This window comes from Bacillus hominis (genome assembly GCF_018332515.1).
Classification (GTDB): domain Bacteria; phylum Bacillota; class Bacilli; order Bacillales; family Bacillaceae_G; genus Bacillus_A; species Bacillus_A hominis.
This window is the reverse complement of sequence record NZ_BOQD01000302.1, coordinates 1-11,458: the sequence shown is the minus strand read 5'-3', so window position 1 is coordinate 11,458 and position 11,458 is coordinate 1. Positions and strand designations below refer to the sequence as shown.

Genomic DNA, 11,458 nt, shown 5'->3' with positions numbered 1-11,458 from the left:
AGAGACTCATAATATTTTATAATTTAACCTATTGTATTTAAACAAGTAAAATAAAAGTAACAAGTGCATACATTAAGGAGGTTTTTTGATAGTGATAGAAACTATAACATTTAGGATTGCTACGGCAGATGATTTAGATTCTATTGTAAAAATGCTTGCTGATGATGTTTTAGGAAATAAAAGAGAGCGCTATGAAACACCACTCCCTGATAGTTATATAAGAGCATTTCACGCTATTGATTGTGATCCAAATAACGAGTTAATTGTAGCGTGTCATGGGACGGAGATTGTTGGTGTTCAACAAATTACATTTACGCCTTACATTGCACGTCAAGGGGGTTGGAGAGCGACAATCGAGGGTGTACGAACAGCCTCATCAAAACGTGGTAAAGGTATAGGAACTAAACTTATTAAATGGGCTATTCAACGTGCTACATTACGAGGATGTCATTTAGTACAGCTAACAACAGATAAAGAACGACAAGAAGCTTTGCAATTTTATAAGAAATTAGGTTTTAAAGATTCTCATGAAGGATTAAAACTTTTTCTTTAATGAATATTGTTATTTATATACCAAAAAGACGTATATTGTAAGGTTAATTAACTATAGGCTTCGAAAATTATGGTAACTATCACTGTATTAGATATACAAATTGACACATTGTCTTTCATATAAATTACGCCACTTCAAAAGGTGTACCTTTTGATACGGAAATAAGCAAGTTAATGTTCTCTTTTATGAATGAGAATATTAACTTGTTTTTTAGATTTTTGTATAAATTATTTATAGTTTTATTTTATTACTAGCTTTATAATATAATATGCAAATTTATCACCTGTTTTTATAATTAATTAACAGCATAAAGAAAACATAAATTTTATCCATGTTTTAAAACAATATGTATTTTGGAGGAGGTTAATTTGATTTTTTCAAAACTCATTGATCGATATGCCTTGTATGATTTGCACAAAAAAAGAAGTGTCGAGTTTCAGTATACTTCTCTTTCTAACACCTCACTAGATATAAAAGACATAGAATTTTTTTATAAAGTACAACCATCTAATATTCATTTTAACATTAAGCATGCAAAGCAGGAAAAAGAATACATGGCTGGACAGTTCAAATATAAAAGCTCGGTTCAATCTGGTGATTCACGCAACGACTCTGTAACTGGGGAATTATTTTTACATGAAAATGAAGATGCACCTCATGTCATCTTTGTTCACGGTTGGAGAATGGATTCTAACGAACGTGTAAAAAAAATATTTCATGACCATATGACCAACTTGAGATGGAATATGTATTATTTCACTCTACCATATCATTTTGAAAGAAAACCCAACCAATCCCTATTCAGTGGAGAGTACATGGTAAGTGCCAATATTGAACGAACTGTACAAGCAACTAGACAAGCGGTAGCTGATTTGCGAACTTTGATTAAATGGATTAAAGCAAATAAAAATGGCCCCTTGATTTTAATAGGAGTCAGTTTAGGTGGGGTTATTACTAACTTAACATCTCTTGTTGAACCAGAGATTGATGTATTAGCATCCATTTTCTACGCGAATCGACTTTCTTATTCGATTTGGAAGACAAATCCAGGTAAATTTATTAGAGAAGACTTGGAACATCATGGTGTAACGTATGATGATTTAATAAATTATTGGAAAATCACTGAACCGAGTCAAGCATTACCAAAAGTGAAAAAAGAAAATATTTTATTAATTTCAGGCAAGCACGATCTATATGTGCATCCTGAGGATACGGACTATTTGTGGGAATCCTGGGAAAGACCTACGCGATATATTTATACATGTGGACATGCTGGGATTGTTCTTAAACGTAAAAAAATTGCAACTGATACTATCAATTTTATTCAGAATCGATTGAACTCCCCACACTTTCCCAATGTGATGCCTTAAAGCGAGAAATTACTAAGTACGGAATCTTATACTTGCAATGTTTCATTTTATACTAAGCTCACTTTTAAACCTTCCTTTCTTCTGTTTTCACCCTTAATCTTACATGATTGGAAAATGATATAGAATTTAGGAAGTAACTCTGAAATAAACTCGCCATATGGAAAAGCGCTACTTATTCACCATAAATTATTGTTGTTTATCCTTCTTATGCAATATTACATATAAAATGCTTTATTTGTTCTGTTATAATTTTAAGAGTAAATTATTCATCCATTAATTTACACCATCCATATCTACATTTATGGAAACCCTAATTACACATAAAAAAGAGAAGAACCTTGGTGAGTTCTTCTCTTTTTGTTTATTAAATTGTAATATAATTACAGTATGTGAAATTATATTAAGTTAACTTTTAAAGCGAAGTGAAAATAACCTCACTTCGCTTTTTGCATTTATTTAATCGGTTTCTCCGTTTTTAAAACGAATGAACTTAATGCAGGAACTTTAATTTTATTATCATGGACAACATAAAGTGTTTTACTTCCGGCTTGCTTACCATCTACTAGCACTTTCCAAGGACCTTTCGATGGAAGAGTTATGTCCACGGCTTCTCTGTTTGCATTGTGAGCCACCATAAAGTATTCGCTTTTATTCCCATTGCCCTTTCCATCTATTATATAAGCTACAACATTTTTGGGAGCATCTATAAATGATATATGCTTTTTAATTTGCTCAGTAGATGTCATTCGAAAAACTGGGTACTTTTTGCGTAAATCTATTAAGCCCTTCATATAATCTACTTCATTATTATATGCTGCACGGCGTAACCAATCCATCTGGTTAATTGAATCAGGAGATTTGTAACTGTTATGATCACCATACTTTGTGCGCATAAACTCTTGTCCTGCATGTAAAAATGGAATACCTTGTGATGTTAATAAAATAGAAGAAGACAATTTATGCATTTGTTTTCGCACTTCTTCACTCTCACCTGGATTAGTCAACTCAAGTTTATCCCATAATGTATGATTGTCATGTGCTTCCACATAAGTTAGCACCTGCTCTGGATCTTGATAAGTAGACGAATTTGTATCATAGTCAATACCGGCCGTAATGCCTTTTTTAATACGGTCTTCCATGTTTTGCTTTCCATTTACAAAACCAGTTTCTTTCTCTTCAAATACACTACCTTTTAATCCATCACGTATATTATCGTTAAAATGAGCAATCCCTTTCATTTTCTCCGCGTTTTTTTGATTTGCTTTCAATTCAGCTGCAAGAGGTGTGTTTAAATCCCAACCTTCCCCATGCAGAATAATAGAAGGGTCAATTTGATTAACAGCTTTACGTATTTCATTCATCGTTTCATAATCATGAATGCCCATTAAATCAAAACGGAATCCATCTAAATTATATTCTTTTGCCCAGTATGAGACGGAATCCACCATAAATTTCCTCATCATTTTTCGTTCCGAAGCGGTATCATTTCCTACACCAGTTCCATTGGCAAGTGTTCCATCTTCATTGTAACGATAATAATAACCGGGAACTAACTTATGAAAATTAGATTCAGCGGCATTATACATATGATTATATACTACGTCCATTACAACACGAAGATTATTATCATGCAGCACTTGAATCATTTGCTTTAATTCAGTTATTCGAACAGTCGGCTCATACGGATTTGTAGAATAGGAGCCCTCTGGAACATTGAAATTTTTCGGGTCATATCCCCAATTGTATTGTGGTTCATTTAAAGTTTCTTCATTTACTGATGCATAATCAAATATCGGTAAAAACTGAACGTGCGTAACACCAAGATCTTTCATATGATCAAGTCCTGTTTTTACACCTTCAGGCCCTTTTGTTCCTTTTTCTGTTACCCCTAAATATTTTCCTTTCTGCTTAATGCCACTTTCAGGTTGAATGGAAAGATCACGTACATGCAATTCATAAATAATAGCATCTTCCGGATTTTTAAATTCCGGTTTTTTGTTTGCTTTCCATTTTTTCGGATTTGTTTCGTTTAAATCAATGACTACACCTTTATCTCCATTTACAGAAGCAGCACGAACATATGGATCAACTGCTTCAGTCCACTTATCACCAATTTTCACCTTATACGTATAAAAGAGACCTTTTTGGTTCCCTTTAAGTTCTGTTTTCCAAGTTCCCTTTTCACCTTGTTGCATGTTTATTTCAGTACCTATTTTATCGTCCCATTTTTTATATGTAACTAACTTCGCTTCACTCGCAGTAGGAGCCCATACACGGAACTTTGTATGTTGCGGGGTATATATATTACCTAAATCGTTACCACTATAATAAAATAATTTATCAAACTCTTCGCTACGAATGACTTTACCGATTTCAGTATTCGTATCAGCTAAGTTTTCTATTTTAACTTTGTATGTCTGTTTTAAATCAATTTTCTGTTCCGTAATTATTTTCACCTTATTAGTAATATCTCCACCATTTTTATCAAAAGGATTAATTTCCTTAATTTTAATGCCCTCAATTTCAATTTTCTGTTCCTTACTATTAAACGGAACATTAGTCGTTACAGTGATTTCATTAAAACTATCAATAGTAGCTTTTTGAATTGCGAGATCCGAAGAAGGCTTAAAGTTATATACTTTTTCATCACCCGAAAGAATCCATACTTCAGCACGACCGTCCTTTATATTTTCAATCCAACGATCCCCACCATCTTTTTCCCACTCATTCGTACGAATGATAAATCCTACACGATTATAGTCACCATCTACTTTAATCTTTGCGTATTTTCCAAATTCATCTTCACCAGTAAATTCATAAGATTTACCATTTGCATTTTCTCCCCACATCCAAAGATTCCAGTCTTTTGTATTTCCAGGCTGCTCTTTGTAATGAATGATAATTTCAGTTGTTTTCGAATTTGAAACGGCCTTCACATTCTGAAAAGAGAAAACAGAGGATAACATAACGATTATAGTAAGTAATAAAACTGATTTGTTAATTAGTCTTTTTGTCATTTGCACCACATACACCCTTTCTTTAAATAGTACGAGCGATTTATTATACTCGTCTAAATTACCCTACTTAAATTAATCTAGAAATCTCTTTTACTTCCCCCCCATATTGGCTATTTTCATGTATGTATTTCAATGATCTTTTAATACGAAAGCGTTTGCATTAAAACTTAAAAAAATAGATTTCTTTATGCCTTCATATATTTGTAAATACTAAAAGATCAGGGAAATCATTTTAAAGCAATCGTTTGTTATCGCTTTCATTCTATAGCACTTTCTATTAAGAGGTCAATATATTATTAATTTTCTGTTTTTATATACTTTACATCTTGTATATTTCTCGCAACTTATTGAAGATAGACAGCGTGATTATTGCTTAGTAAGTTTATTTTCACTAGTGTATTGCTACGTAAAAAAACAGCTAATATCCTTAAAATGATATTAGCTGTTTTTTCATAATGTATTAATATATGAATGAAAACTTTATTTCTAACTTACTTAATTTTTACTGCATCAAATGCCTTTTGAACTGCTTGAACTTCAGCTGTATTCGCTCCATATTTATTAGTTGCCACTCGAATACATGCAGATTTCAATTCTTTGAAATTAGAAGTCATGTTTAACTCATCTGTATTTGCATAATAGAAAATATCAAACATTTTATCTTCATCCATATCGTTCTTTTTCGCTAATGTTAAAGCTTCACTCACACCAGCAGTATAAAAACCAATTAATAGATTGTTAATTAATTTGACAGTTGTGCCACTATCGATTTGCTCACTAACATGGAAAACATTCGCTCCTAGCACTTCCATGATAGATTCAGTTTTATCATATACCTCTTTTGATCCACCAACCATAAACGTTAATGTGCGGTTTTCTGCTCCAATTACACCACCACTAACAGGCGCCGCTAAAAAGTCTACTTTCTTTTCCTTCGCCGACTCCTCTAATTGTTTATTTAATTGTGGAGATACTGTACTTGTATCAATTAAAGCTACATTCGAGTGGCTATTTTCAAATAATCCTTCTTCCCCAAAATATACCGCTTCAACAGCACGAGGTGAAGGTAAACTTGTAAAAATCACATCACATGTATCTGCTAGTTTTGAGATTGATAGGCCGATAATTCCTCCTTCTTTTTCAAAGGAAGCTTCAGCCTCTTTATTCAAGTCCACTCCGTATACTGTGTAACCTGATTTAACTAAATTTTCAGACATCGGAAGACCCATGTTACCTAAACCGATAAAACCAATCTTTTTCATATCGCTTTCCTCCTATTTACACAATATATTTCCCGCGATTTATAATAACTTTCGCAATTTCTCTCTTTTTCGTAAATAAGTTCGTGTATAAAGGCACTAATAATTGACGGATTTCAGCTAAAACAATGTGTCTATCTTGTTCTTCTGTGACAGTCGCTGAAAGAATAGAAATCGCTGCTTCTTCTACTTTACGATATCCTTCTTCACAAATAACATCTGTTATCATTTGCTTCGTACGCTCTTTTTCCTCACCATTTTTACTAACCGCTTTCCTCGTACGTAAAAATGCGGATTCCATAACGTACACGTCCGTCAACATATTTGATAATACGCGTGAATATTCTTGCTCTTGATCAATTTTTAAGCCTGGAGTTTTAGAGAGCGTTTTCAAAGATTGTTTCAACAGTTTTTTCGCTAATAAAATGTAACGATGGTTTCTTTCTACATTTGTTATATCACTTTCTACTACATGATCTTCAACTTGCTCGAATTGTTTCATTAACATTTTAGCAACTGTTAATCTATTAATTTCGTTCGTTCCTTCAAAAATACGACTAATTCTAGCATCACGATATAAACGTTCTACTTCGTATTCTTGCATATAACCGTATCCACCATGAATTTGTACAGCCTCGTCTACAATATTGCCAAGTGTTTCAGAAGCATTTACTTTATTAAGTGCACATTCAATTGCAAATTGGGACATTTTTTTCATAAGATCTTCATCACTCTCATGAATTGCTTCATCAATTACACCTGCTGTACGGTAAGCTGCACTTTCTGCTCCATATGTAGCAATGATCATATTTGCAATTTTCTCTTGAATCATCGTAAAGTCTACTAATTCCGTTTGGAACTGTTTTCTCTCTTTTCCATATTGGACCGATAAACCGATTGCTTGTTTTGCTGTTCCAATATTTCCAAAAGCAAGTTTTAGTCTAGCGAAGTTAAGAATATTAAGAGCTACGTGATGCCCTTTCCCAACTTCCCCTAAAATATTTTCAGCAGGGATAACAACATCTTCTAAAATAAGCGTCGCTGTTGAAGAACCTTTAATGCCCATTTTCTTTTCTTCTAATCCAATGGATACACCTTCACATGTTCTTTCGACAATAAACGCTGTCATTCCTTTATTTGTCTTCGCAAAAACAACGTATACATCTGCCATATGAGCATTTGTAATCCATTGCTTCTCACCATTCAACTTCCAAGCTGTACCCTCTTCATTCAAAACTGCGCTTGTTTTTGCACTTAATGCATCAGAACCAGCATTTGGCTCAGTTAGAGCATACGCCCCAATCCATTCTCCCGATGCGATTTTTGGTAAATATTTTTCCTTTTGTTTTTTCGTTCCGTAATATATGTAAGGCAATGTACCGACACCGGCGTGTATATTAAAAGAAACGCTAAATGCACCAGCGTAACCCATTTTCTCTGCTACAAGACCTGAGACAGCCTTTCCTAACTCGAACCCGCCATAATCTTCTGGTACCTCAATGCCTAATAATCCAAGTTCCCCAGCTTTCTCAAATAATTGACGAGAAACTTTATAGTTATGTTGTTCAATGTTCTCAATTTGTGGGACAATTTCTTGTTTAACGAATTGTTCTGTCGTTTTTGCAATTAAATCTTCATCCCCTGAAAAATCTTCTGGTGTAAAGAAAGTATGATTCACATCTTTATTGAGTGAAAAAAATTCATCCCATGGTAACTTCGTTTTCTCCATCTGAATCCCCCTATCATTTCGGCCTTCATTGCCCTTTGCATATGCTCGTCTACGATGAGTGGAATATCTTATTATTGAAAACAGAAGGCGATGAAATTTCACATCAAGCAGTTCGGTTTGCCAAAGATGTATTCTCATCGCCTTAGTTGTTCTACCTATTGATCTTCAGATAATACGGTTTTTGCAATTCCAGTATCTAACTCTTCAAAGTCATGATATGAAATTGTTTCATATAATTCACTTCTCGTTTGCATATTAGAAAGTGCATCTTTTTGAGAACCTGTTTCCTTAATTAAAGTAAATACATTCTCATACGCTTTCGCTGCAACGCGAAGTGAAGTTACAGGATAAATAACCATCTGGAAGCCCATATTCGCAAATTCCTCTGCACTATAATATGGTGTTTTCCCGAATTCAGTCATATTCGCTAATAAAGGTGCATTTACCTTGCTATTAAATAGACGGAATTCCTCTTCTGATTGAAGCGCTTCTGGGAAAATTGCATCTGCCCCTGCTTGAACATATGCATTCGCTCTTTCAATCGCTGCATCTAATCCTTCAACGCCGCGAGCATCTGTGCGTGCTACAATATATAAGCTTGGCGCAACTTCTTTAATCGCTTTAATCTTTTGAACTAATTCTTCTGTAGTAACAAGTTTCTTGCCATTTAAATGGCCGCATTTCTTTGGTAATTGTTGATCTTCAATTTGAACAGCCGCTACTTTCGCTTCTACCATTTCTACAGCTGTTCTCGCTACGTTTAGTACGCCACCAAATCCTGTATCAATGTCAACAAGAACTGGTAAATCTGTAGCTCTTACCAGATCCTTTGCTCTCTCTGCTACTTCCGTAGACGTCACGATGCCTAAATCTGGTAGTCCTTTACTTGCAGTATAAGCAGCTCCCGATAAATAAAGAGCTGAAAAACCTGTATTTTTCGCAACAAGAGCTGCCATTGCATCATGAGCACCTGGAATTTGTAAAATTTCATTTGCTTCTACTAAAGCTCGGAAGCAATTCGCAAGCTCTTCTTGTGTTGACTGTTTATTCACAACCCAAGCCATTCTAGATTCCCCCTATTATTAAATTAAGAATAGATCTACAAATTCGTTTACATTCATATTTTCTAGTTTTTCTTCATTTAAACAAACTTCATGAATTTGTTCTTGTTGCTTACTAGAATAATGACCTGCCATATTTGCAGTGAATTTTTGAACAACTTTTGGAATCGCTTCGTCTCTACGGAAACGGTGACCAAGTGGGTATTCACATTCCACATTTTCTGTTACAGTACCATCTTTAAAGTGAACTTGAACAGCGTTGGCGATTGAGCGCTTGTTCGGGTCAAGATAATCTAAACTGTACTGCTTGTTTTCAACAACAACCATCTTATTACGTAATTCATCTACACGTGAATCATTTGCTACTACATCCTCATAATCGTCCGCAACGATATCTCCTTTTAATAAACCGATTGCCGTAATATATTGTAAGCAATGATCACGATCAGCTGGGTTATTTAATGGACCTTCTTTATCGATAATACGAATTGCTGATTCATGAGTTGTAATTGTAATACGATCAATTTCATCTAATCTTTCTTTAATTTCCGGATGTAACTTCACTGCACATTCTGCAGCTGTTTGTGCATGGAATTCTGCTGGATATGAAACTTTAAATAATACATTTTCCATTACATATGACTCTAGTGGTCTTGCTAATTTTAATTCTTGTTTATTGAATAATACGTCTTGGAATCCCCAGCCTGGCGCAGATAATGCTGTTGGATAACCCATTTCACCTTTTAGAGCAGTCATTGCAAGATGAACACCGCGACTCGTCGCATCACCTGCTGCCCATGATTTACGTGATCCAGTATTTGGAGCATGACGATATGTACGAAGACTAGAATTATCAATCCACGCATGTGATAATGCATTAAAGATTTCTTCACGTGTTCCGCCAAGCATTTTCGCAACTACAGCAGTTGTTGCTACTTTTACATATAGTACATGGTCAAGACCAACACGGTTTAAGCTGTTTTCTAAAGCAAGTACACCTTGAATTTCATGTGCTTTAATCATCATTTCTAATACTTCACGTACTTTTAATGGTTCTTTTCCTTCTGAAATACGAACGCGACTAATATAATCTGCAACTGCTAAAATTCCGCCTAAGTTATCAGATGGATGTCCCCACTCTGCTGCAAGCCAAGTATCGTTATAGTCTAACCAACGGATCATACATCCGATATTAAATGCACCTTTTACTGGATCTAGTACATAAGACGTTCCTGGTACACGTGTACCGTTTGGCACGATTGTTCCTGGTACAACTGGTCCTAGTAATTTCGTACACTCTGGATATTGGAGCGCTAAAATTCCACATCCAAGTGTGTCAAGTAATACGTAGCGAGCAGTACTGAATGCTTCTGCACTTGTTACCTCTTTATTTAATACATAATCCGTAATTTCTTCTAATAATGCATCTTTTTGTTTAATTTCATTTGTTTTAATCATGCTAATCTTCCCTTTCTGTCGAAAATTCGTTATTATTAATGATGGGTGTCGGTCAAACACCCATCTGGCGGGCGGCGCTAACAACTCCCCAGTTGTTTTTATTTACTAAATACATGTCGCTCGCCAATATAATTTACACGTGGACGGAACAAGCGATTGTTCGCATGTTGCTCAATTACGTGTGCACATAGTCCTACTGTTCTAGAGCTAAAGAAGATTGGCGTGTATAGTTGAATTGGAATACCAAGCATCCAATATACCGGCGCAGCATAGTAATCAAGATTTGGATAAATGCCTTTTTCTTTCTCCATAATCTTTTCTCCAGCTTCACACATTTCATATAGTGTATAATCACCTTTTACATCACAAAGCTGTTTTAAAGCTTCCTTCATCATAAGTGCTCTTGGATCTATCTTTTTCATATATACGCGATGTCCAAAGCCCATAATTTTTTCTTTATTGTAAAGTTTCTTCTGTAATAGTTCTTCAAATTTCTCAACATTTCCAGCTTCTAAAAGCATGTACATAACCGCTTCATTTGCACCGCCGTGTAAGCTTCCTTTTAAAGATGCAACTGCTCCTGTTAAAGCACCGTATAAATCCGATTGCGTTGATGCAATTACGCGAGCTGTAAATGTAGAGTTTGGCATTTCATGTTCACTATATAAAACAAGGGAACGATCAAAGATCTTCTCTTCAAGCTCAGTCGGTTTTTTGCCAGTTAACATATAGAAGAAATTCGCACTATATGACAATTCTTGAAGAGGCTGAATTGGCTCCTCATTATTTAAAATATGATAACTATTCGCTACAATGTTCGGTACTTTACTTAATAGCTTGTACCCTCGGCTTTTATTCACTTCTAACGAGCGGTTTTCGATATCATTATCGTAACCAGCTAATGCAGACACACCTGTACGTAATCCATCCATAGGATGCGTTTCTTTAGGTAATGCCTTTAACACATTGAATACACCTTCTGGAACTGCATATTCTTCTTTTAATCGCTTT

Annotated in this window: 8 protein-coding genes; 2 read left to right on the top strand and 6 right to left on the bottom strand. The window is 34.8% G+C overall.

The annotated features are described in order from the left end of the window. Nucleotides 1–91 precede the first annotated feature (91 nt). Together KI356_RS23040 and KI356_RS23035 are read left to right on the top strand one after the other, a co-directional pair. Entirely contained in the window at nt 92–553 is a 462-nt protein-coding gene (locus KI356_RS23040) for a GNAT family N-acetyltransferase (RefSeq protein ID WP_128280119.1), read from the top strand. A 368-nt stretch (nt 554–921) separates the two neighbouring features. Continuing rightward, nucleotides 922–1,923, top strand: a complete 1,002-nt coding sequence (locus tag KI356_RS23035) for an alpha/beta hydrolase (protein WP_128280118.1) — start codon at nt 922–924, stop codon at nt 1,921–1,923. Nucleotides 1,924–2,375: 452 nt separating this feature from the next. Here the strand turns inward: KI356_RS23035 and pulA are convergent, their stop codons facing one another. The 6 genes from pulA to mmgD form a co-directional block, all read right to left on the bottom strand. Further along, nucleotides 2,376–4,946 carry a type I pullulanase gene (gene pulA / locus KI356_RS23030; protein ID WP_212936563.1) on the bottom strand — a complete coding sequence of 857 codons (2,571 nt, stop codon included), beginning with the start codon at nt 4,944–4,946 and terminating at the stop codon, nt 2,376–2,378. A gap of 485 nt (nt 4,947–5,431) precedes the next feature. Continuing rightward, entirely contained in the window at nt 5,432–6,202 is a 771-nt protein-coding gene (locus KI356_RS23025) for an NAD(P)-binding domain-containing protein (protein ID WP_212936562.1), read from the bottom strand. 16 nt (nt 6,203–6,218) lie between these two features. Beyond that, entirely contained in the window at nt 6,219–7,928 is a 1,710-nt protein-coding gene (locus tag KI356_RS23020; protein ID WP_212936561.1) for an acyl-CoA dehydrogenase FadE, read from the bottom strand. Between the two features lie 155 nt (nt 7,929–8,083). Then, nucleotides 8,084–8,992, bottom strand: a complete 909-nt coding sequence (gene prpB, locus KI356_RS23015; RefSeq protein ID WP_128279970.1) for a methylisocitrate lyase — start codon at nt 8,990–8,992, stop codon at nt 8,084–8,086. Between the two features lie 18 nt (nt 8,993–9,010). Further along, a complete protein-coding gene (gene prpD, locus KI356_RS23010; RefSeq protein ID WP_002119248.1) occupies nt 9,011–10,447 on the bottom strand; it encodes a 2-methylcitrate dehydratase in 1,437 nt (478 codons plus the stop codon). A gap of 98 nt (nt 10,448–10,545) precedes the next feature. Next, nucleotides 10,546–11,458 (bottom strand): citrate synthase (gene mmgD, locus KI356_RS23005; RefSeq protein ID WP_212936560.1); only part of this gene is annotated, 913 nt, incomplete at its 5' end.